This is a genomic window from Brachybacterium sp. EE-P12 (assembly GCF_003711805.1).
GTDB lineage: Bacteria > Actinomycetota > Actinomycetes > Actinomycetales > Dermabacteraceae > Brachybacterium.
The window spans coordinates 1,061-23,780 of the sequence record NZ_QXCP01000010.1 but is presented as its reverse complement, the minus strand read 5'-3'; the positions used below and the strand labels follow the sequence as shown (position 1 = coordinate 23,780).

The window sequence follows — 22,720 nt, the reverse complement described above, 5'->3', positions numbered from 1 at the left end:
TCAGCCGGCGGTCATCAGGGGCTTCAGCCCCTCGGCGCGCTCGAGCGCGTCCCGGCCGTCGCACAGCTCGAGGAAGCGCGCGAGCATCAGGTGCCCGTTCTCGGTGAGCACCGACTCGGGATGGAACTGCACCCCGTGCAGGGGCAGCTCGCGATGCGCGAGGCCCATCACCATCCCGTCGGCCGTGCGGGCCGTGACCTCGAGCTCCTCCGGGATGGTCTCCGGGACGACGGTCAGGGAGTGGTAGCGGGTCGCGGTCATCGGCGAGGGCGCGCCGGCGAACACGCTGCGCCCCTCGTGGGTGACCTCGCTGGTGCGGCCGTGCATCAGCTGCGGGGCGTGGTCGACCCGCGCGCCGAAGAACTGCCCGAGCGCCTGGTGGCCGAGGCACACCCCGAGCATCGGCAGGCGCTGCGCGGCGCAGCGGCCGATCACGTCGAGGGATCGCCCGGCGGTGCTCGGACTGCCCGGGCCGGGGGAGACGAGCACCCCGTCGAACCCGGCGAGGTCGACCGCTCCCGCGGCGTCCTCGGGCACCTCGTCGTTGCGCACCACCGTCGTGGCGGCCCCCATCTGCTGGAGGTAGCCGACGATCGTGAAGACGAAGCTGTCGTAGTTGTCGATCACGAGGATCCGGGCGGCGCGCTGCTCGGCCTCGGTCCCGGCCCTCGCGGTCGTCGCCGCCGTCCCGCTCGCCGCCGTCTCACTCATCGCCGTTCCCGTCGCCCTGGTCGTCGTCCTCGGTCGGGGTCTCGCTCGGGGACTCCGTCGGCGTGTCCGTCGGCGACTCGCTGTCCGTCGGCGTCTCGGTCGGCGTCTCCGTCGGGGACTCGGTCGGGGACTCGGTCGGCGTCTCGGTGGGGGACGGCGTCGGCTCGGGGCCGCGCGAGACGAAGATCGTCACCGTCGTGCCGCGGTCGACCTGCTCCTGCGCCTCGGGATCGGTGCGGATCACGCGCCCCTCCTCGACGTCCTCGGAGTACTCCCGCTCGACCGTGTGGCCGAAGCCGGCCTCCTCGAGCGCCTGCTGCGCATCGGCCTGGGTCTGCCCGGTGACGTTCGGGACCGTGACCGGGCCCGGCGCGGCCGCGACGACCAGGCGGATCGTGGAGCCGATCTCCTCGTCGCCGCCCTCCGGCGGGGTCTGCTCGAGCACCGTGCCGGGATCCTGCTCGGCGTCCTCGCGGGTGGTGCTCTCGACCTCGAAGCCGATGTCCTCCAGGGTGGAGGTGGCGCTCTCGAGCTGGGTGCCGACGACGTTGGGGACCTTGTAGGTGCCGGTCGCGTCCCAGATCTGCACCTCGTCGCCGGCCTGGGCGGTGCTGCCGGCCGACGGGGAGGAGCGGGTGACGATGCCGCGCTCGGTCTGCTTGCGGTCCTCGCTCTCGACATGCACCGGTGTCAGACCAGCGTCGGTGAGCATCTCCTCGGCCTCCTCGCGGGATGTGCCGACGATGTCGGGGACCTCGACCGCCTCGGGCCCGGCCGAGACGGTCACGGTCACGGTCGACCCCTCGGCGACCTCGTCCTGTGCGGGCGGGTCGGTCTCGATGACGACGCCCTCCTCGATCTCGGCGGACTCCTCCTGCTCGAAGGACGCCGTGAGCCCGACCTCGTCGAGGGCGGAGCGCGCGTCCTGCTCCGTCTGCCCCACCACGTCCGGGACGACGACCATCTCGGGCCCGCGGTCCTTCCACGGCTGGAGCACGGCCAGCGCCGCGGCGATCAGCCCGAGCGCGACGACGATCACGAGGACGATCAGCCACCAGGGCCGCTTGCGCTTCTCCTCCGGCGGCGCCTCGTCCCCGGAGCGCAGGGCGAGCGGCCCGGTCGCGGGGGAGGGGGCGGAGCCCGCGCTCCAGTCCTGGGGACGCATCGCGGCAGCACCGGCAGCGCCCATGCCCGCAGCGCCGGCCATCGCCGGCAGCGCCTCTGTCGCGTCGTCGACGGGGCTGAGCACGGTCGTGGCCTCGGGATCGTCCGCACCGGGCAGCGCACCGGCGACGAGCGCCGGAGCCCGCCCGGCGACCACCGCGGCGATGTCGCGCGAGAAGGCGACCGCGCTCGGGTAGCGCTGCTCGCGATCCTTCGCGAGGCCCGTGAGGATCACCGCGTCCATCGCGGGGGTCACGGCCGGGTTGAAGGCCGACGGGGGCGTCGGTTCCTCGCGCACGTGCTGGTACGCGATCGAGACCGGGGTGTCCCCGGTGAACGGGGGCCGTCCCGTGAGCATCTCGAACATCACGCACGCGGCGGAGTAGATGTCGGAGCGGGCGTCGACCAGCTGGCCGCGCGCCTGCTCGGGGGAGAGGTACTGGGCGGTGCCCATCACGGCCTGCGTCGCGGTCATCGCGCTGGTCGCGTCCGCGATCGCGCGCGCGATCCCGAAGTCCATGACCTTCACGGCGCCGGCGTCGTTGAGCATGATGTTGCCGGGCTTGATGTCGCGGTGGACGATCCCGGCGCGGTGGGAGTACTCCAGCGCGCTCAGCAGCGCCGCCATGATCTCCCCGGCCTGGACCACGTCCATCGGGTGCTCGGGGGCGATGAGCTCGCGCAGGGTGCGCCCCTCGACGTACTCCATCACGATGTACGGGATCGTCACCTCTGCGCCCGTGATCGTGGTCTGCTGCTCCTCGCCGGTGTCGTACACGGCGACGATCGAGGGATGGTTCAGGGACGCGGCGCTGTGCGCCTCGCGGCGGAAGCGCTCCTGGAAGTTCGCGTCCCGGGCGAGGTCCGAGCGCAGCACCTTGACCGCGACCGTGCGGTGCAGACGGGCGTCCTCCGCGAGGAACACCTCCGCCATGCCCCCGGTCCCGAGGATCCTGCCCAGGTGGTAGCGCCCACCGAGGACCACCGTCTCTTCGCTCACTCCACACCCGTCCTCGTGCCGTGGTCGACACCCATCGATCCGACCATCGTAGTTGCTGGGAAGCCCTGGTCCGACGCGCCGTCCGCCCCCAGGGGCAGCACCCCGAGCCCGCCCGCGACGGCCACCGCGATCGCGACGACCACCAGGATCAGCAGCACCAGGCCGGGCAGCGACATGCCGCCGATCCTCCGCCCCGTCGTGCTCGTCCCGCGCACCGTGCGGGAGGACGCGGCGGTGTCCACGTCGTCGTAGGCGCCGCCGGTGAAGGCGCGGTCCGCGCCGTCGGCCGTGCCCGCGGCCGAGGCGGCGTGCAGCGGGGAGGAGTCCTCCTGCGGCGCGGGGCCGGGGGAGGCCGCGGAGCGGGACGAGGACCGCCGCGGGGCCGAGCCCGCCGAGGCGGCCGAGAGCGCAGAGGGGCCCGAGGCCCCCGAGCGGTGGCGGATGCCGCGGCCCCGTCCGGACAGCGGCAGCGGCATCGCCGCGGTGCGCGTGCCCGTCGGGGAGGCGCCGGGCCGACGGGGCGCCCCGTCGGCGGGGGAGGCGGAGCCGGTGTCATCGGGGCCGCCGCCGGGGCGGACCCGGTTCTCGCCGGTCCAGTCGTGGTCCTCGACCCGCGTGACCGGGATCGCGCCGGTCGAGAAGCGCGGTTCGACGCCGCGCTGGATCGCCTCGAGGATCCGTGCGACGGCGGAGGCCGAGCGGGGACGGTTCGCCGGCGCCTTGGCCAGCATCATCATCACCAGGCGGCGCAGATCCGCGGTGATCGCCTCCGGCAGCTCCGGCGGCTGCTGCTTGACCTGGGCCATCGCGATCTCCACCTGGCTCGAGCCGGTGAAGGGGCGGCTGCCCACGAGCATCTCGTAGGCGACGATGCCGAGGGCGTAGATGTCCGAGAGCGAGGTCGCCTGCTTGCCCATCGCCTGCTCGGGGGAGAGGTACTGGGCGGTGCCCATGACCAGGCCCGTCTTCGTCAGCCGTGCCTGGTCCTTGCTGCGCGCGATCCCGAAGTCGGTGATCTTCATGGACCAGCCGTGCTTCTCGTCGACCAGCACGTTCTCGGGCTTCACGTCACGGTGGACGACGCCCTTGGAGTGGGCGGCGTCCAGCGCGCGGGCCAGCTCGACGAGCAGCGTGATCACCCGCTTCTCGGGCAGCCCGCCGGGGTTCTCCTCGATGATGTCCGAGAGGGGCCGGCCGGGGCACAGCTCCATCACGATGTAGGCGCGGCCGTCGAGCTCGCCGTAGTCGTACAGCGCCGCGATGCCCTCGTGGGAGAGCGCGGCGGTGTGACGGGCCTCGGCGCGGAAGCGCTTGAGGAAGCCCTCGTCCCCGGCGTACTCCTCGCGCAGCACCTTCACGGCGACGTCGCGCTCGAGCTCCTGGTCGCGTCCCTTCCAGACCTGCCCCATGCCGCCGGTGGCGATGAGCGAGGTCAGCTCGTACCGTCCTTCGAGCACGAGCCCCGGTTCGGTCCTCATGAGTGGATCACCGCCTCCATCACGTCCCGGGCGATCGGCGCCGCCGTGCGCGAGCCGTATCCGCCCTCCTCGACCACGACCGCGACCGCGATCTTCTGCTCGTCCGTCTGCCCGTAGCCGACGAACCACGAGTGGGGCGCACGGTCCTCGCCCCATTCGGCGGTGCCCGTCTTGCCGCCCACCTCGACGCCGTCGATCGCGGCGGCCGTGCCGGTCCCGTCCTCGACCACGCCCACCATCATCTGGCGCATCTGCGCGGCGTTCGCGGCGGTCAGCGGCTGGCCCAGCTCCTTCGGGCTGAGCTCCGAGACCGTGGAGAGGTCCGAGGTGCGCACCGCGCCGACGAGCTGCGGCTGCATCACCACGCCGTCGTTCGCGAAGGCGCCGGCGACCATCGCCATCTGCAGCGGGGTCACGCGCGTCTCGTACTGCCCGATCGAGGTGGTCGCCAGCTGCGCGTCGTCGAGGTCCTCCCCGATCCGCGAGGGGGTCACGCCCATCGGGATCGAGAGGTCCTGCCCGAAGCCGAACTCCTCGGCGGTGCTGCGCAGCTGGTCCTCGCCCACCGCGACGCCGAGCATGCCGAAGGAGGTGTTGCAGGACTGGCGCAGCGCGTCGGCGAGGGTGGACTCGTCGTCCGGCCCGCACGGCTCCTGGCGCCCGCCGGAGAAGTTGTTCATCACCGAGGAGGAGTTCGGCAGCTCGTAGGTGCCGGGCCCCGGGATCACCGAGTCGGCCGTGTAGTCGCCGGTCTCGAGCGCCGCGGAGGCGGTGATCAGCTTGAACGCCGAGCCGGGCGGGTAGAGGTCCCCGCCGATAGCCCGGTTGGTCAGCGGCCGCTCCGGATCGTCGTTCAGCTCCGACCAGGCGCGCGAGACCGCGCCGGTGTCGTGGGAGGCGAGCTCGTTGGGGTCGTAGCTCGGGGCGGAGACCATCGCGAGGATCGCACCGGTCTCCGGGTCCAGCGCCACGGCGGCGCCGCGCTTGCCGTCCAGCGCGTCCCAGGCGGCCTGCTGGGCGTCGGCGTCGAGGGTGAGCTCGACGCTCGCGCCCTGGTTCTCGCGTCCCGAGAGCACATCGGCCAGGCGGTGGTAGAACAGCGAGTCCGCCTCGCCGGAGAGGGTGTCGTTCAGCGAGCGCTCGATGCCGGTGAAGCCGTAGACCACGGAGTAGTAGCCGGTGATCGGCGCGTACATCGCGCCCGGATCGTAGCTGCGCAGGTAGCCGTAGGTGTCGTCGGACTCCTGCGAGCTCGCGATCGGGTGCCCGTCCACCACGATCGGGCCGCGATGGCGGCCGTACTCGTTGTACAGGGTGCGCTGGTTCTGGCCGTGCGCGCTCAGACGGCTCTGGGCGACCACCTGGAAGTAGGTCGTGGAGGTGAACAGCAGCACGAAGAGCACGCCGACCACCAGCCACACGTGACGCAGGGGCTTGTTCATGAGCGCACCTCCTGCGCGGGGCGCGGGGCGGGGGCGGGGCCCGCGCCGTCGACCTGCCGGGCGGCGGGCCGACGGGCGGCGTCGGACAGCCGCACCAGGATCCCGGCGATGATCCAGTTGCACACCAGCGAGCTGCCGCCCGCGGCGAGGAAGGGGAGGGTCAGTCCCGTCAGCGGGATCACCCGGGTCACGCCGCCGACGACGACGAAGACCTGCAGCGCCATCACGAAGCCGAGGCCGCCCGCGAGCAGGGTGCCGAAGCCGTCGGAGATGCCGACCGCGGCCCGGATCGCGCGCTGGACCAGCACCAGGTACAGCAGCAGCAGCGCGAACGCGCCGACCATGCCCATCTCCTCCGCGAAGGAGGAGAAGATGAAGTCGGATTCGGCGTGGGGGACCATGTCCGGCCGCCCCTCTCCGAGGCCGGTGCCGATCAGCCCGCCGCTGGCGAGCCCGAACAGGCCCTGGCTGATCTGCTCGCAGCTGCCGTAGTTCGCGCTCGAGAGCGGGTCCAGCCAGCAGGTGATGCGGGTGCGCACATGGCTCATCTGCGTCGCGGCGAAGATCGCCGGCGGCAGGAACATCACCGCCCCGATCACCAGCCAGCTCAGCCGGTCGGTGGCGACGTAGAGCATCACCACGAACAGGCCGAAGAACATCAGCGAGGTCCCGAGGTCCGTCTGGAAGACGAGCACCGCCATCGCGAAGCCCCACGCCACGAGGATCGGGCCGAAGTCGGACCAGCGCGGCAGGTGGATCCCGAGCACCTTCGGGCCCGCGAGCGCGAGGGTGTCCCGGCGGGAGACGAGATAGCCGGCGAAGAAGACCGCGAAGGCGATCTTCGCGAGCTCCGCGGGCTGGAAGCTGAAGCCCGCGATGTTGATCCAGATCTTCGAGCCGTTGCGGGAGTCGCCGATCACGGGCAGCAGCGGCATCAGCAGCAGGACGCCGCCGACGACGGCGCTGATCCAGGTGTAGCGGCGCAGCCGGCGGTGGTCGCGCAGCAGCACCACGAGCGCGACGCACAGCGCCACCCCGACCACCGACCACAGCATCTGACGGTCCGCGCTCGCGGAGCCGCGCAGGCCGAAGATCGAGTTCGCGGCGTGGACGGACTCGATCATCGCCACGCCCAGCAGGTTCAGCAGCACCACGACGGGCAGGATCACCGGGTCGGCGTAGGGGGCGCGCCACATCACGGCGATCTGCAGCACGAGCACCAGCACGAGCGCGCCGACGCCCAGCTCCAGCAGGTTCGCGGGCAGCTCCTCGAAGCGGCCGAGCCCCACCAGGGCGTAGGCGCCCACGCCCACCGCCACCGCGAACAGCAGCAGCAGGGCCTGGAGCAGACGGCGCGGCCGCGCGGTGTAGGAGACGATGGTGGCCACTACGTCGCCTCGCCGTCGTCGGCCCCGCCCGCGTCGGAGGCACCGCCCCCGTCGGAGGGGTCGGGGGTGACCGCCGGCGGCCGGTTCGCGTCCGCGGCCTGCTCGAGCCGGTCGATGATCTGGTCGGCGCTCTCGCGGTCCGCGGCGCTGATCGTGCTCTCGACCTGCTGGCGGGTGATCTCGGGGAGGTCCTCGAGCTCGATGTCGGTGACCTCGAGCTCCTGGGACAGGGAGATCGGCCCGAGGTCCTGGGCGAGGCCCTGGTAGAGCACCACCCGCGTGCCGTCGGTGCCCACGTAGAACTGCCGCTGGGACCAGGTGTAGCCGCCCCAGGCCAGCCCGCCGAGCAGGGCGATCAGCAGCACGAGCACCACGAACGCGGGCCAGGGGCTGCGCCGCGGCGGCTCCTCCTCGGAGAAGTCCTCGTCCTCGTAGGGGACCTCGGGCTCCTCGCGGGTGAGCGCGGCGGCCTTCGCGGCGGGGCCGGAGGCGGCGGTGGGCTGGTGCCGGTTGCGCGCCGCGGAGCCCACGATCTGCGGGGTCGTGGAGGGGGCCTCGTCACCGCGGGGCAGGTCCTCGAGGTCGACGACGTCGGCGACGATGCAGGTGATGTTGTCGGGCCCGCCGCCCTTGAGGGCGAGCTGGACCAGCGCGTCGGCGCACTCGCCGGGATCGGCGACGTCCTTCAGGGTCGCGTCGATCGTGTCGAGGGAGACGAGGCCGGAGAGCCCGTCGGAGCAGAGCATCCAGCGGTCGCCCGGATGGGCGGGGCGCAGGGAGAGGTCGAGCTCGGGGTCCGCGTCGACGTCGCCGAGCACGCGCATCAGCACCGAGCGCTGAGGGTGCCGCTCCGCCTCCTCCTCGGTGAGCCGTCCCTCGTCCAGCAGCCGCTGGACGAAGGTGTGGTCCTTGGTGACCTGGACGGTCTCCTCCTCGCGCAGCAGATAGGCGCGCGAGTCGCCGATGTGGGCGAGGGCGAACTTGCCCTCGGCGCGCAGCAGCGCGGTGATCGTGGTGCCGAGCCCCCGCAGCTGCGGCTCGTCCCGCGCCCGGCGCAGGATCTCCTGGTTCGCCTCGAGCACGCTCTCCTCGAGGGTCGCGACGATGTCGGAGGCGGGCGTCTCGGAGTCCAGGCGGGCCAGGCGGCCGATCGCGACGGAGGAGGCGACGTCCCCGCCGGCGTGGCCGCCCATCCCGTCGGCGACCACCAGCAGATGGCTGCCGGCGTAGCCGGAGTCCTGGTTGTTCGAGCGGACCAGGCCCACGTCGGAGCGTGCGGCGTAGCGCAGGGCGGTGCTCATCGCGGACCTCGTCTCAGCTCGATCTCGGTGCGCCCGATCCGCACCTGCGCCCCGGGACGGAAGGGCACCGCTCCCTCGATCCGGCGCCCGGAGACGAGCGTGCCGTTGGTCGAGCCGAGGTCCTCCACCATCCACTCGTCCTCGCGCTGGAAGACGCGGGCGTGCCGGTTGGAGGCGTAGTCGTCGTCGAGCACGAGAGTGCACTCGGGGGCGCGGCCGATGAGGATCGGGGTCGAGCCGAGGGTCAGCGAGGTGCCGCGCAGCGGACCGGCCGTGACGACCATCGCGGCCTGCGTGACCTCGGGGTCGGTGCGCAGAGAGGCGGGATCCACGGCCGCGGGGGAGGCGCCGGGAGGGCCGGAGGCGGGGCGCTGCTCCCGCCGCGGATCACGGCTGGAGCGGGTCACGACGGTGGTGCCGAAGAGGTCGTTGCGCAGCACCAGCACCACGACCACCACGAAGATCCACAGCGCGAGCACCAGGCCCAGGCGCAGGGCGACGAGGGTCAGCTCGCTCATCGGGCGCTCACCACGCCGCCGGGCCCGCGCCCGGCAGCAGCACGGTCAGGCGCGTCCGCCCGATCTTGATCAGGGAGCGGTCGCGCAGCGGGACGGGGGTGCGGATGCGCTCGCCGTCGACATAGGTGCCGTTGGTCGAGCCGAGGTCGGTGGCGAGCAGGGAGGCGTCCGGCTCGGCGCGCAGCTCGAGGTGGTGGCGGGAGACGCCGGTGTCCTCGAGGATGATGTCCGCGTCGCCGCCGCGGCCGATCACCGTGACCGGGCCGGTGAGCAGGTACTGCTGTCCGTCGATCTCGACGATCGGGCTGCCGCCGGGGGAGTCCTGCGCGGCGCCGGTGGCGGGGGCGACGCTGCCGCGTTCGGTGCGCGACTCGGTCTCGAAGCGGCCCTGGCGCACCTCGTCGTCCTGCTCGAGGGCGACGGAGACGGCGCCGACGAACATGTAGCGCTGCTTGTCGGCGTGCTCCATGAGCACGCGCTGGAGCTCGTCGAGCAGGGTGTCCTGCCAGGAGGAGAAGCGCTCGAAGTCCTGGGAGTGCAGATAGACGGTGTAGACGTTCGGGGCCAGCGTCCGGGCGCGGTCGAGCACCTGGATCTGGTCATCGCACTCGCGCTTGAGGCCCTGCGCCAGGTCGAGGGGCTTCAGCTGCCCGCGACCGGGCGAGAACACGCTCGTCACGCCGCGGTCGAGGCTGCGCTCGATCCGATCCAAGATCCCCACGGTGGTCCTTCGCTCTCGCTGGATTGCCAGGTGCGGGCGGTCGTCCCCTCGGCGGGGCTGCTCGCCCCCCGATCGTAGCGCGTGGCCCGGCTCCGACCCGTCGTGCTGAGCGCGGAGGCGGCGAGGGATTCGTGCAGGAGAGGTGAAGGCGGAGGGTCAGCGGATGAGCACCCGTCGTCCCTTCCGGAACCAGTTGCGGCTCCACAGCATGTCCGCCGCGGCCACGGAGATGCGGCTGCAGCCGTGCGAGGCCGGATAGGAGGGGATCGAGGTCGAGCCGTGGATCGCCCAGCCGCGGTCGTAGTAGCCGGGGCGGTACAGATTCCCCAGCGGTCCGTTCTGCCAGCCGCTGCTGTGCAGGCTGTACATCCGGAAGTCGCCCTTCGGGGTGGTGGCCGTCTTCCAGCGACCGCCGGAGTAGTAGCGCTTCCCGGAGCCGGTGGAGGTGTTCAGGATGTAGTGGAGCCTGCCGTCGGCGGTCGCGATGAGGAGCTGACGGCTCAGGTCCACCTCGAAGCCCCGCCCGCTGGTGATCCTGCGGGACGGGATCTTCCCCGCGTCCAGCGCGGCGTAGGTCTTCGGGCCGACGACCCCGTCCCGCCCGAGCCCGGCCGCCTTCTGCAGCGCGAACACGGCCTGCTGGGTGAGATGGCCGAAGCTGCCGTCGGCCGAGCCGCACCAGTACTTCAGCGAGTTCAGCCGCTTCTGCAGCGTGGTCACCGAGCTGCCACGGCTGCCCTTGCGGAGCTTCGGCCGGGCGGCGTCGGCGGCGCCGGTGCCGAGCGTGAGCCCGGCGCCGAGCGTCCCGACCCCCAGCAGCAGGGTGCGCCGGCTCGGGGCGAGGGGCAGGAGTCCCTCCGCCGCGTCCTCCGGCGCTCTCGTGCGATGCGGTCTCGGTGTGATCGTGAGGTCCATCGGTCGTCCCCTTCGACGTGGTGCCCGTGCTCGTGGAGCGGGCGGCGGTGCGGCACCCGGGATCGGGCCCGTCGCACACATCTTGTGCAGGTCAATGGGAGGTCAACAAGAGGAAAAAAGAGCAGGTCGCCGATGTTCGCGTGAAGGTTCTGCAATACTGCAGGCAGACGGACAATTCGGACATGTCACGATTCTGTCACGACCGTGTCCGGCGTGCCATAGTGGAGCGCGTGCAGCCCACGACCGAGCCCCCGATCCCCGTCGATCTCGACGCCGCCCATGCGCTCGGCGTCACCGATGCGAGCGGCACGCTCCACACCCAGGGCGAGCCGAGGCGGATCTTCGACCTCGCGAGCGTCTCCAAGCCCCTCGCTGCCCTCGGCGTCCTCGTCGCCGTCGAGCGCGGTCTCGTCGATCTCGACGAGCCCGCCGGCCCCGAGGGGGCGACCGTGCGCCACCTGCTGGCCCACACCGCCGGCTATCCCTTCGAGGGCGAGGAGACGGTCGGCGCCGTCGGCGCCCGCCGCATCTACTCCAACACCGGCTTCGAGGTGCTCGCCGCCCATGTCGAGGAGGCCACCGGCCACGACTTCCCGGACTGGATGGAGCAGACCGTGGTCCAGGGCCTGGACCTCGTGGACCTCGAGGTGGACGGCTCCCCGGCCGCGGGCTACCGCAGCACCGTCGACGACCTGCTCGTGATCGGGCGCGAGCTGCTCACCCCCACCCTGCTCTCCGCCGAGCTCCACGCGGAGATGACCGCGGTGCAGTACCCGGGCCTGTCCGGGCTCCTCCCCGGCTACGGACGGCAGAAGCCCAACGACTGGGGCCTCGGCGTCGAGATCCGGGACGGGAAGGACCCGCACTGGACCGGCGCGCACTCCTCCCCGCGCACCTTCGGGCACTTCGGCCAGGCCGGCTCCTTCCTCTGGGTCGACCCGGAGGCGGGCCTCGCCTGCGCCTTCCTCGGCGAGGAGCGCTTCGGCCCCGAGCACGTGCGGATCTGGCCCGGCATCACCGACGAGGTCCTCGCCCGCTTCGCCGGGCGCTCCCGCGGCTGATGAGCGCGCTGGGCCTGCTGGACGAGTTCGGCTTCGAGGCCGCCGCGATCGTGCTCGGCCCCGAGGGGGAGCGGGAGCGGCGCGGGGACGTGGAGCGGATCCGCCCCTGGCGCTCCGTCACCAAGACCCTCACCGGTCTCGGCGCCGCGATCGCGCTCCAGGAAGGACGCGTGGCGCTCGAGGACGAGGCCGGGCCGCCCGGGGCCACGCTGCGCCACCTCCTCTCCCACGCCTCGGGGTACTTCTACGAGTCCGCGTCGACGCTGCAGGCGCCGGGGCTGCGCCGCCACTACTCCAACTACGGCATCGACGAGGCCGCGCGGCACGTCGAGCGGGCCATCGGGCGGGACTTCGGCGACTGGGTCCAGGAGCGGATCGCGGACCCGCTGGGGATGACGGGCTTTCTCTGGGAGGGCTCCGCCTCCGTCGGCGCCTCCGGGGCGCTCGTGGACCTCGCGCTGCTGGCCGCCGAGCTGCAGCGGCCCACGCTGCTGGACCAGGAGGTCCACGCCCAGCTCGTCGGCGTGCAGTTCCCCGAGCTCGCCGGGATCATGCCGGGCTTCGGCACGCAGGATCCCAACCCCTTCGGGCTCGGCATCGAGGTGCGCGGCACCAAGTCCCCGCACTGGACCGGCCGCGGCTGCAGCGAGGCGACCTTCGGGCACTTCGGCATGCGGGGCACCGCCTTCTGGGTCGACCCGGACGCGGAGCTCGCGCTCGTCGTCGGCACCTCGCACGACTTCTGCGACGCCCACCGCGAGGTCATGCCGCGCCTGGCCGACGCGGTGCTCGCCGCGCACTCCCGCCGCAGCTGACGCGATAGCGTCGTCGGCGTCCGCCCCGTCATGCCCGCGCCGAAGGAGCCGCCACATGTTCGACGACCGGGAGCTCACCGAGTCCCGCATCCGCCGGTTCACGCAGGACCATCTGGTGCCGCAGATCCACCAGGAGCGGGCCGAGGTCACGATCGCCGCGCACCGCCTGGACGGCGAGCCGATCCCGCCGCGCGAGGCGATCGCCCGCGAGTACACGCCGCTGGAGATCGGGGCGCCGCTCGGCCGCGCCTGGTCCACGACCTGGCTGCACGTGACCGGCACCGTCCCCGCCGACTGGGCCGCCGACGAGACCTCCGCCCCGGAGCTCCTGGTCGACCTCGCCTTCACCGGCCAGCCCGGCTTCCAGGCCGAGGCGCTCGTGCTCACCCCCGACGGCGTGCCCGTCAAGGCGATCAACCCCTTCAACCGCCATCTGTCCGTCCGGCCCGGCGAGGAGCTGGACTACTACCTCGAGTGCGCCGCGAACCCGATGGTCGCCGGCGGCTGGACCTTCGCCCCGACCCCGCTCGGCGACCTCGCGACCGTGCCCGAGGAGGAGCTCTACTCGATCAGGGAGCTCCACCTCGCCCGCCGCGACGTGCGGATCTGGGAGCTGCACGAGGACGTCCGCGCGCTGGTGGGACTCATGGAGCAGCTGCCGGAGAGCTCCCAGCGCCGTCACGAGATCCTCCGTGCGCTCGAGACCGCATGCGACCTCGCCGACCCCGACGACATGCCCGGCACCGCCCAGGCCGCCCGGGATGCGCTCGCCCCCGCGCTCGCGGCGAGAGCCGGCGCCTCCGCGCTGACGGTCCTCGCCACCGGGCACGCCCACATCGACTCGGCCTGGCTGTGGCCCGTGCGCGAGACGGTGCGGAAGGTGGCCCGCACCTTCTCCAACGCCTGCACCCTCATCGAGGACGACCCCGACATCACCTTCTCCGCCTCCTCCGCGCAGCAGTACCGCTGGATGAAGGACCGCTACCCGGAGCTGTTCGAGCGGATCCGGGCGCGGGTCGCCGAGGGCCGCTTCGTGCCGGTGGGCGGGATGTGGGTCGAGTCCGACACCAACCTGCCCGGCTCCGAGGCGATGGCCCGCCAGTTCGTCGCCGGCAAGCGGTTCTTCCTCGAGGAGCTCGGGGTGGAGACGAGGGAGACCTGGCTGCCGGACTCCTTCGGGTACTCCGCCGCGCTGCCGCAGATCGCCGCGCTCGCCGGCCAGGAGTTCTTCCTGACCCAGAAGGTCTCCTGGAACCAGGTCAACACCTTCCCCCACCACACCTTCCGCTGGGAGGGCCTGGACGGCACGAGCGTGTTCACCCACTTCCCGCCCGCGGACACCTACAACGGCATGCTCTCCGGCGCCGAGCTGGCGTACTTCGAGCGGAACTTCAAGGAGAAGGGCCGCTCCAGCATCGGCATCGACCTGTTCGGCTGGGGCGACGGCGGCGGCGGGCCCACTCGCGAGATGATGGCCGCCGGGCGCCGCGCCGCGGACCTCGAGGGCTCTCCGAAGGTCGAGTTCGGCACCGCCCAGGACTTCTTCGAGCGGGCGCGCGCGGAGTACCCCGACGCGCCGGTGTGGAACGGGGAGCTGTACCTCGAGCTGCACCGCGGCACCTATTCCGCGCAGCTGGGCACCAAGCAGGGCAACCGGCGCAGCGAGCACCTGCTGCACGAGGCCGAGCTGCTCGCGACCCTCGCCGCGCTCCGCGCCGAGCGCCCCTACCCGCACGAGGAGCTCGCGGCGCTGTGGGAGGACACGCTGCTGAACCAGTTCCACGACATCCTCCCCGGCTCCTCGATCGCCTGGGTGCACCGCGAGGCGGAGGCCCAGCACGCGGCGCTCGCCGAGCGGGCCGAGCGGATCATCGCCGAGTCCCTCGCCGCGCTCGCCGAGGCCGGCGCCGGCGGTCCCGCAGCGGGCGGCGCCGGCGGGCCCGCGGCGGGTGCCGCCGGCGGACCCGCCGAGGAGCGGGAGCCGCTGCTGCTGAACACCGCCCCCGTCCCGCGCCGCGGCGTGGCCGCCTACGGCGTCGGGCGGCCCGCCCCCGTCCAGGAGGCGGTGGTCGTCACCCGTGCGGGCGGCGCCGTGACCCTGGAGAACGAGATGCTGCGTGCCGAGCTGGACGAGACCGGCGCGCTCGTCTCCCTGATCGCCCGGGCCGACGGGCGCGAGGCCATCGCCCCTGGAGCCCGCGGCGCGCTCCTGCAGCTGCACCGCGACACCCCCAACGCGTGGGATGCCTGGGACATCGACGAGTTCTACCGTCACGTGGTCCGCGACCTCGAGCGCCCCACCGCGGTCGAGGTCGCGGAGGAGGACGGCGGGGTCCGCGTCTCCTTCGCCTACTCGACCGCGCTCGCGGCGGGGGAGGCCGGCGACGGCGTCACCGGTGCGGGCTCCACGATCGTGAAGACCTTCGTGCTGCGCCCCGGGGATGCCTCCCTCGGCATCGACCTCGACCTCGACTGGCGCGAGCGCAAGAAGGCGCTCAAGCTCGCCTTCCCCCTCGATGTGCGCGCCTCCCACATGAGCAGCGAGATCCAGTTCGGGCACGTGGACCGCCCGATCCCCGTGAACACCTCCTGGGACTTCGCCCGCTTCGAGACCTGCGCGCACCGCTGGGTGCACGTGGCCGAGGGCGAGCACGGGATCGCGATCGCGAACGACTCGACCTACGGACACGACGTGCTGCGCACCGTGCGCGAGGACGACGGCGGCACCACCACCACGACTCGCCTCACCGTGGTGCGGGCCCCCGAGTACCCCGACCCCGCTGCGGACCACGGCCGGTACACGGTGCGGGTCGCGGTGCGACCGGGAGCCGGGATCCCCGAGGCGATCGAGGAGGGCTACCGCCTGAACCTGCCCGAGCGCAGTGCGCCCGCCGCGGCCGAGCCGCTGCTGTCCGCTCCGCCGGTCACGGTCTCGCGGGCCGACGGGGAGGGCGCCTCGAGCGTCCTGGTGGAGACGGTGAAGCTCGCCGAGGACCGCAGCGGGGACCTCGTGCTGCGCCTGTACGAGTCCGCCGGCGCCCGCGCTGCGGCGAGACTCGACCTGGACCCCGCGCTCGCGGCCGGCGAGGTCACGGCGACGGACCTGCTCGAGCGGCCCTTCGCCGAGGACGCCCCGGCCTTCCGCTCCGCGCTCGGGCGCGGGCAGGACGGCGAGGTCGAGCTCTGCTTCCGGCCCTTCGAGATCAAGACGCTGCGCATCGCGCGGCGGTGAGCGGCGGGCGGCGAGGCCCTGCTCACAGCGCGGCGGCCGCTGCCCGGGCGGGTCGCTATGGTGAGCCTCGCCTCACCGACCTCGCCGTGCCAGGAGCAGCCCTGATGAACCCCGCCCCCACCCCTGCCCCCGCCTCTGCCTCCGTCGACGTCGCGACCGCCGCCGAGGCGGAGGGCGCGGCGCCCGCCGCCAGGGTCTCGCCGGTCGGCCGGGTCTTCGCCGCGATCGCGCTGCTGGAGGCCTTCACCTGGGCCGGGCTGCTGGTGGGGATGTTCCTGAAGCACGTCACGGGCACCACCGAGGCGGGCGTGTGGCTGTTCGGGCGCCTGCACGGCGGTGTCTTCATGCTCTACGTCGTCGTGACGATCGTCGCCGCGGTCGCGCTGCGCTGGCGGTGGTGGGTGGCGCTGCTGGCCCTCCTCGCCTCGATCCCGCCGCTGGTCACGGTGCCGCTCGAGATCTGGCTGCGCCGCACCGGGCGGCTCGTGCGTCGGCCCCGCGGCTGAGACCCCCGCCGCCGGGCCGCCGTCGTCTGCCGGGCGGACCGCCGCCCGCCGTCAGTCAGGCGTTGTGGACGAGCGGCCCCGCGGGCTCGCGCCAGCCGGCGAGCACCTCGAGCATGCGCACCAGGCGCACCGTCTCGCGCACGTCGTGGACGCGCAGGATCCGTGCGCCGAGCCGCATCGACCACGCCGCCGCGGCGAGGGAGCCCTCGAGGCGCTCCTCCTTCGGCAGCCCCAGCGACTCTCCCACGAAGTCCTTGCGCGAGAGCGCCGCGAGCAGCGGCAGCCCGAAGGAGGCGTACTCGCCCCAGTCGCGCAGCACCTCGAGGGTCTGGCGGGTGTTCTTGTTGAGATCGGGGCCCGGATCCAGCACGATCCGCTCCCGGGGGACGCCCGCCTCGACCGCCCGCTCGAGCCGTGCGGCGAGGAAGTCCCGCACCTCCTCCACGACGTCGTCGTAGCGAGGGTGGGGGAAGGGGCGGCGCGGCTCGGCGGCCGAGTGGGTCAGCACGAGCGAGGCGCCGCCGCGGGCGACGGTCCCGGCCATCTCCGGATCGGACAGGCCCGTGGTGTCGTTGACGAGATCCGCGCCCACCTCGATCACGGCCCGGGCGACGCTGGCGTGGAAGGTGTCCACCGACAGCAGCACGTGCCCGGGCAGCTCGCGCCGCAGCCGCTCGACCACGGGGACCACCCGCTCGGCCTCCTCCTGCGCGGGCAGCGGGTCGCCGGGGGCGAACTTCACCCCGCCCACGTCGATCAGGTCCGCCCCCTCCTCGGCGGCGCGCAGCCCCGCGGCCACGGCCTGCTCGAGCTCCCAGGTGCGCCCCTCATCGAAGAAGGAGTCCCGGGTGCGGTTGACGATCCCCATCACGAGCACCCGACGGGACGTGTCCGGCAGGGGGCGGGGCCTGATCGGGCCCGGCGCCGTCGGGTCCGGCGCCGGCGCGGGTGCCGGGCCGTCCAGCCCGGGCTCGGAGGAGCGGGATACAGTGACGGGATCGCTCGGAGGGCGGCCCGCGGGAGCCTCGTCATGCGCGCTGTTCATGGTCCGTTCCTCTGCTGTTCGACCAGGTGCCACTGCTCGACGAGCACCGCCTGACCTGCATTACGTTAGATATGCACACGGTATTGCACATCCCGGCCCCGTGCCCCGCGCGGTGCCGGACCTCGACCCTCGGGAGGACTTGCCCATGAAGATCGTCGTCGCCGGTGGAGATGGGTTCTGCGGCTGGCCCACGGCCCTGTATCTCTCGCAGAAGGGCCACGACGTCACGATCGTGGACAACCTGGTGCGTCGGGAGATCGACGTGGAGCTCGGCTCGAACTCCGTCACCCCGATCCTGCCGCTCGAGGAGCGGGTCGCGGCGTGGAAGGAGGTCTCCGGCAGGGACATCGCGGTGCGCGTCGCGGACCTGACCGACTACGACGAGGTGGCCGCCGTCTTCCAGGACCTCGAGCCCGAGGCGTTCGTGCACTTCGCCGAGCACCGCTCCGCCCCGTACTCGATGATCGACCGCGAGCACGCGATCGAGAACCATCGCAACAACGTCGAGGGCACCCTGAACGTGCTGTGGGCGATCAAGGATTTCGCCCCCGACTGCCACCTCGTCAAGCTCGGCACGATGGGCGAGTACGGCCAGCCCAACATCGACATCGAGGAGGGCTGGATCGAGATCGAGCACAAGGGCCGCAAGGACCGTCTGCCGTTCCCGAAGGCGCCCGGCTCCTTCTACCACCTCACCAAGGTGCACGACAGCGACAACATCATGTTCGCCTGCCGCATCTGGGGCATCCGCGCCACGGACCTGAACCAGGGCGTCGTCTACGGGCTCGAGACCGACGAGACCCGCCTGGACCCGCGCCTGGTCAACCGCTTCGACTACGACGCGGTCTTCGGCACGGCCATGAATCGCTTCATCATCCAGGCGGCGATCGGCCACGACCTCACCGTCTACGGCAACGGCTCGCAGACCCGCGGCTATCTCGACATCCAGGACACCGTGCGCTGCATCGAGATCGCCTGCGAGAACCCGGCCGAGCGCGGCGAGTTCCGCGTCTACAACCAGTTCACCGAGCAGTTCTCCGTCAACGAGCTCGCCGAGAAGGTGCAGAAGGTCGGCACGGACCTGGGCCTGGACGTGAAGATCGCCCCGACGGAGAACCCGCGCGTGGAGAAGTACGACCACTACTACAACGCGGTCAACACCAACCTCCTGGACCTCGGGCTCGAGCCGCACCTGCTGACCGACGAGCACCTCGCCGAGGTCCTCAAGGTCGCGATGAACAACACCGACCGGGTCAAGCGCGAGCTGGTCATGCCCACCGTCACCTGGAAGTGAGCCCCTGTCCGTGAAGATCGCGATCGTCACGGAGACCTTCCTGCCCTCCGTCGACGGCGTGGTGACCCGCCTGCGCCACGCCGTCGAACGGTTCACGGACCTCGGCCACGAGGTCATGGTGATCGCCCCCGACCTCGGGGTCACCGAGCACCACGGGGCACGGGTGGTGGGCATCCGCCCGGTGACGCTGCCGTTCTACAAGCACCGGCGCTTCACCCTCCCCAGCCCGAACGTCGACGGCATCATCCGCGGCTTCCACCCGGACGTCGTCCATGCGGCCCAGCCGATCCTGCTCGCCTCCTCGGGCGCCTTCGCCGCGCACCGCCAGCGGATCCCGCTGGTCGCGAGCTATCACACCCACATCCCCCGCTACCTGGACCTGTACCGGGCCTGGAAGTGGGGCAAGCCCGCGGTGTGGTGGCAGATCAAGCGCAACCACGCCCTGGCCGACGTCAACATCGCCACCTCCGAGACGATGCGGGCCGAGCTCGCCGCACAGGGCCTGCACAACCTGCACGTGGTGCGCCGCGGCGTGGACACGCGCACCTTCCACCCCCGCTTCGCGAGCGAGGCGATGCGGGAGCGGCTCACCCAGGGCCATCCCGAGAAGAAGCTGCTGGTGTTCGTGGGCCGGCTCGCGGCGGAGAAGGAGATCCACACCCTCCGCCCGATGATGGAGCGCCGCGACGACGTGGCCCTCGCGATCGTGGGCGACGGCCCCTACCGGGGCGAGCTCGAGGAGCTCTTCGCCGGCACCTCGACCCTGTTCCCCGGATTCATGGAGGGCGAGGAGCTCGCGAGCGCCTTCGCGAGCGCCGACGCCTTCGTGTTCCCCTCGGTCACCGAGACGCTGGGCCTGGTGATCCTCGAGGGCATGGCCTCCGGGCTGCCGGTCGTCGCCGCCCGCTCGGGGCCGACGATGGAGCAGGTCACCGACGGGGTGGACGGGCTGCTGTTCGACTCCGGGGACGAGGCGAGCCTGGACGCGGCCCTGACGCGGCTGGGGGACGACCGGCTGCGCGGACGCATCCGCGAGGTGGCCCGGGCCGAGGCGGAGAGGTTCTCCTGGGAGAACGCCTCCGACGACCTGCTGCGGTACTACGAGAGGGCGATCGAGGAGCATGGGACGCGCCATGGCTGAGCCGCGGCCGCTCGGGCGCGAGGCGAGCACCCGCGCAGTCCCCACCGCACCGCTCGCACGCCTGGAGCCGGTGACCCTCGCCGGGCACGGGCTCCGCCTCGAGCCGCTCTCCGCGGCGCACGTCCCGGGCCTGCGCGAGGTCGTGGCCGACGGGGAGATCCACCGCCTCCCCTTCGCCCCGCACGTGCCCACCCCGGAGGAGGTCGCGGCGTCGGTCCGCGGGCTGTGCGCGGAGGTCGAGGCCGGCACCCGGCTCGCCTGGACCGTCGTGCGCGAGACCGACGGGACGGTGCTGGGCCTGACCACCTTCATGAACCTGGCGCTGGCCGACCGGGGCCTCGAGATCGGCAACACCTATCTCGCCGCCTCCACCCATCGCACGGGCGTGAACACCGCGATGAAGCGCCTGCTGCTCGGCCACGCCTTCGACGAGCTGGGGCTCCTGCGCGTCGAGTTCCGCGTCCACCACCTGAACCTCGCCTCGCGCCGCGCGGTCGAGGCCCTCGGCGCGCAGCAGGACGGGATCCTGCGCGCTCACCGGATCCTGCCCGACGGGTCGGTGCGCCACACGGTGGTCTACTCGATCCTCGCCCCGGAATGGCCGGGGATCCGGGCGATGCTCGACGCCCGGCTCGAGCGGCCCCGCCGCGGCTGAGCGGGGAAAAGCCCGCGCCAGGGGCCGGTCGGACGTGATCGGATGACGGGCATGGCCGCAGTGCAGATCACCCCCGTCGACCCTGCCGACCGCGAGGCGCTGCTCGCATGGAACGCCCTGCTGCGCGACGGCTTCAACGCCGGTCGCGAGGCTGCCTGGTGGGCGAGCGAGGAGTCCGTCCTCGCCCGGTACGGGGACCCGAGGCCCGGACGCACCAGCGTGCTGCTGGTCGCGCACCTCGAGGGCACGCCTGTCGGCGCGGCCGGGGCCGAGGCCGACCCCGGCGATCCCGCCGAGGTCGAGATCTCCGTGCTGCCGGAGCATCGCCGTCGCGGCGTGGGCCGCGCGCTCGCCGCCGCCGTGCGCGAGGCGCTCGCCGGGCACGCCGAGATCGTCCAGGCCGAGACCTACTCCGAGGCCGGGGTCGGCTTCGCCCTCGCCCAGGGGATGCGGCTCGGGAACCAGGAGCTCCGCCTGCTGCGCGAGATGCCCCTGGACCGGGAGGCCATGGCGGGCGCCGCCTCCTCGGTGCCCGGGGTCGAGATCCGCACCTGGCACGGCGCCTGTCCCGAGGAGCTCGTGGAGGACTGGGCGCGGCTGACCACGCAGATGGACGCCGACGTGCCCATGGGCGATCTCACCCGCCCCGCCTCCCGGGGCGAGGTCGAGGAGCTGCGCCGCGATGAGCAGCGCATGGACGACCAGGGCTGGACGCTCGTGCGCGGACTCGCCCTGCTCGAGGGGGCGGCGGTGGGCTACACCGAGATCTTCGTCAGCCGCCACGACCCTGAGATCCTCACCCAGGACGACACCCTCGTGGACCGTGCCCATCGCGGCCGCGGCATCGGCCGGGCGCTCAAGCTCGCGAACCTCGAGAACCTCCGCGCCGTGCCCGAGGCCGCGCAGGCGCGCTGGATCCAGACCTACACGGCGCTGGGCAACGCCCCGATGCTCGCCCTGAACCGCTCGCTCGGCTTCCGCGAGACGGACGTGCTGAGCATCCTCGAGGGGGAGCTGGCTGGCGCCTGACCGCATCGGGTGAGGGCGGCGGGCTCGCGTCCGGACCGCCGTCCGCTCGACGGCCAGGCCCGGCTCACCCCTCCACGCGGATCCCGAGGTGTCCGGCGAGGGCGGGGGCGAGGTCGATGACCTGCCGGGTGTCGAGCGTGGCGCCCGAGAGGCCCTCGAGGTTGCCGATCGCGCCGATCTCGAGCCCGCGCAGGTCCACGTCCTCGAGCCTCGCGTGGGGGAGGGCGACGGAGCCCGCGCGGCAGTTCACGAAGGCGACGCGGGAGGCGGTGACGCCGCCGAGGTCCAGCTCGTCGATCGTGCAGTCCTCGAACAGCACGTCCTCGAGCGTCGAGGAGCGCAGGTTGATCCAGTCGAACTTGCTGCCGGTGATGCGGGTGGAGCGGATCTCGGCGTCGTAGACGTCCAGGGCACCGAGTCGGGAGTCGATCAGCTCCACGTCCCGCCAGGTGGAGCGGGTCGCGTCGAGCACCGGGGCGTGGAGCCGCTCGATCCGGGTCTCGAGCAGGCGGGTGTGCTGGAGCACTGTGGTGTGCGCGGTGAGGTCGCTCAGCGCGCACTCGGTGAAGGTCGCGCCGGTGAGATCCCTGCCGGTGAGGTCCGCGCCGGTCAGGCTCAGTCCGTCATGGCGGTCCTGGGCGTTCAGCCGCTCCGCGCCCACCTCCTCGAGGTCGGGCAGGACGAGGCGCTCGAGGACGGGCTGACGGGTGGTGGTGCGGCGGCGCATGGGGTCCTCGGGGTCGGCGGCGGGCGGTCGCCTCGAGGGTACGAGGAGGGAGAGACGCTCCGGCAGGATTCGAACCTGCGACCCACTCCTCATGAGGGAGCTGCTCTTCCGGACTGAGCTACGAAGCGGTGGTGGCCGTGGGTGCCCTTGCGCAGTGGTGCGGGCCTTCCGTGACGGTCGGCCGGGCGGCCGGTGGATGCTGACGGGACCAGCCTGACGGGACATGGCGGGTGGTGTCGAGCGAGCTGTCATCTTCCGTCGCATTCGGGTCGCTGCGGTGAGGATTCGCGGGGCGCGGTGAGGGTGTTCTTTCCTCCACAGGGGGTGGTTCTCCACATTTTCGAGGGGGTGCTTGCGGCGGGGGGTGAGGTGATTCCGATCCGCCGGGAGTCGTAGTGCGGTGAAGCGTTGCGACCTGTGGTGATGCAGGTTCTGTGCTGGGAGTGCGCTGCGCCGTCGGTGACGTTTCCTCCCCGCTCGGAGTTATCCACAAAATGCCATCGAGTCTTTCTTTAGTGGGTGTTCGCCGGGAGAATCGGGGTATGTCTCTCGCGGTGCAGGACCTCGATCCGGCAGC

19 protein-coding genes and 1 tRNA gene are annotated in these 22,720 nt (G+C 72.6%); 8 read left to right on the top strand and 12 right to left on the bottom strand.

What is annotated here, in order from left to right; all coding sequences use genetic code 11:
* The 9 genes from D1648_RS15060 to D1648_RS15020 form a co-directional block, all read right to left on the bottom strand.
* A complete protein-coding gene (locus tag D1648_RS15060) occupies positions 1–711 on the bottom strand; it encodes an aminodeoxychorismate/anthranilate synthase component II (protein ID WP_241155530.1) in 711 nt (236 codons plus the stop codon).
* On the bottom strand, positions 704–2,875 hold the full coding sequence (pknB, locus tag D1648_RS15055) for a Stk1 family PASTA domain-containing Ser/Thr kinase (protein WP_122943429.1): 2,172 nt from the start codon (positions 2,873–2,875) through the stop codon (positions 704–706). The genes D1648_RS15060 and pknB overlap by 8 nt, the downstream gene beginning before the upstream one ends.
* Positions 2,872–4,353: a serine/threonine-protein kinase gene (locus tag D1648_RS15050; RefSeq protein WP_122943427.1), complete on the bottom strand. Its 1,482-nt coding sequence runs from the start codon at positions 4,351–4,353 to the stop codon at positions 2,872–2,874. The genes pknB and D1648_RS15050 overlap by 4 nt, the downstream gene beginning before the upstream one ends.
* The gene (locus D1648_RS15045; RefSeq protein WP_122943425.1) at positions 4,350–5,795 is read right to left on the bottom strand and encodes a penicillin-binding protein 2; all 1,446 of its coding nucleotides are present in this window, start codon (positions 5,793–5,795) and stop codon (positions 4,350–4,352) included. The genes D1648_RS15050 and D1648_RS15045 overlap by 4 nt, the downstream gene beginning before the upstream one ends.
* Entirely contained in the window at positions 5,792–7,183 is a 1,392-nt protein-coding gene (locus D1648_RS15040; RefSeq protein WP_122943422.1) for an FtsW/RodA/SpoVE family cell cycle protein, read from the bottom strand. Before D1648_RS15040 ends, D1648_RS15045 begins: the two co-directional genes overlap by 4 nt.
* A complete protein-coding gene (locus D1648_RS15035; RefSeq protein WP_122943420.1) occupies positions 7,183–8,484 on the bottom strand; it encodes a PP2C family serine/threonine-protein phosphatase in 1,302 nt (433 codons plus the stop codon). The genes D1648_RS15040 and D1648_RS15035 overlap by 1 nt, the downstream gene beginning before the upstream one ends.
* Positions 8,481–9,002, bottom strand: a complete 522-nt coding sequence (locus D1648_RS15030; RefSeq protein ID WP_122943418.1) for an FHA domain-containing protein — start codon at positions 9,000–9,002, stop codon at positions 8,481–8,483. The genes D1648_RS15035 and D1648_RS15030 overlap by 4 nt, the downstream gene beginning before the upstream one ends.
* A 7-nt stretch (positions 9,003–9,009) precedes the next feature.
* On the bottom strand, positions 9,010–9,723 hold the full coding sequence (locus tag D1648_RS15025; protein ID WP_122943416.1) for a DUF3662 and FHA domain-containing protein: 714 nt from the start codon (positions 9,721–9,723) through the stop codon (positions 9,010–9,012).
* Positions 9,724–9,879: 156 nt separating this feature from the next.
* On the bottom strand, positions 9,880–10,638 hold the full coding sequence (locus D1648_RS15020) for a L,D-transpeptidase family protein (RefSeq protein WP_122943414.1): 759 nt from the start codon (positions 10,636–10,638) through the stop codon (positions 9,880–9,882).
* Between the two features lie 230 nt (positions 10,639–10,868).
* On the opposite strand from D1648_RS15020, the gene D1648_RS15015 reads away from it, so the two are divergent.
* The 4 genes from D1648_RS15015 (at position 10,869) to D1648_RS15000 (ending at position 16,252) form a co-directional block, all read left to right on the top strand.
* Positions 10,869–11,699, top strand: coding sequence for a beta-lactamase family protein (locus D1648_RS15015; RefSeq protein WP_241155529.1), 831 nt, complete (start codon positions 10,869–10,871; stop codon positions 11,697–11,699).
* Positions 11,699–12,514: a serine hydrolase gene (locus D1648_RS15010; RefSeq protein WP_122943408.1), complete on the top strand. Its 816-nt coding sequence runs from the start codon at positions 11,699–11,701 to the stop codon at positions 12,512–12,514. The genes D1648_RS15015 and D1648_RS15010 overlap by 1 nt, the downstream gene beginning before the upstream one ends.
* 55 nt (positions 12,515–12,569) lie before the next feature.
* Entirely contained in the window at positions 12,570–15,746 is a 3,177-nt protein-coding gene (locus D1648_RS15005) for an alpha-mannosidase (protein ID WP_122943406.1), read from the top strand.
* Positions 15,747–15,850: 104 nt separating this feature from the next.
* Positions 15,851–16,252 (top strand): DUF3817 domain-containing protein, encoded by a 402-nt coding sequence (locus D1648_RS15000; RefSeq protein WP_122943403.1) that lies wholly within the window; start codon positions 15,851–15,853, stop codon positions 16,250–16,252.
* A 55-nt stretch (positions 16,253–16,307) separates the two neighbouring features.
* Here D1648_RS15000 and folP read toward each other — a convergent pair whose 3' ends face one another.
* On the bottom strand, positions 16,308–17,297 hold the full coding sequence (gene folP / locus D1648_RS14995; protein ID WP_122943401.1) for a dihydropteroate synthase: 990 nt from the start codon (positions 17,295–17,297) through the stop codon (positions 16,308–16,310).
* A gap of 145 nt (positions 17,298–17,442) precedes the next feature.
* Between folP and D1648_RS14990 the strand changes: the two genes are divergently transcribed.
* Genes D1648_RS14990 through D1648_RS14975 form a run of 4 tightly spaced genes read left to right on the top strand, consistent with a single transcriptional unit; the run spans position 17,443 to position 21,416 of the window.
* On the top strand, positions 17,443–18,591 hold the full coding sequence (locus tag D1648_RS14990) for an NAD-dependent epimerase/dehydratase family protein (protein WP_122943399.1): 1,149 nt from the start codon (positions 17,443–17,445) through the stop codon (positions 18,589–18,591).
* Between the two features lie 10 nt (positions 18,592–18,601).
* The gene (locus D1648_RS14985) at positions 18,602–19,732 is read left to right on the top strand and encodes a glycosyltransferase (protein ID WP_122943397.1); all 1,131 of its coding nucleotides are present in this window, start codon (positions 18,602–18,604) and stop codon (positions 19,730–19,732) included.
* Positions 19,725–20,387, top strand: coding sequence for a GNAT family N-acetyltransferase (locus tag D1648_RS14980; protein ID WP_122943580.1), 663 nt, complete (start codon positions 19,725–19,727; stop codon positions 20,385–20,387). Before D1648_RS14985 ends, D1648_RS14980 begins: the two co-directional genes overlap by 8 nt.
* A gap of 51 nt (positions 20,388–20,438) precedes the next feature.
* The gene (locus D1648_RS14975) at positions 20,439–21,416 is read left to right on the top strand and encodes a GNAT family N-acetyltransferase (protein ID WP_122943395.1); all 978 of its coding nucleotides are present in this window, start codon (positions 20,439–20,441) and stop codon (positions 21,414–21,416) included.
* A gap of 64 nt (positions 21,417–21,480) precedes the next feature.
* Here the strand turns inward: D1648_RS14975 and D1648_RS14970 are convergent, their stop codons facing one another.
* The gene (locus D1648_RS14970) at positions 21,481–22,143 is read right to left on the bottom strand and encodes a pentapeptide repeat-containing protein (RefSeq protein ID WP_122943393.1); all 663 of its coding nucleotides are present in this window, start codon (positions 22,141–22,143) and stop codon (positions 21,481–21,483) included.
* A 54-nt stretch (positions 22,144–22,197) separates the two neighbouring features.
* Positions 22,198–22,271 (bottom strand) — tRNA-Met (locus D1648_RS14965).
* Positions 22,272–22,720: the final 449 nt, after the last annotated feature.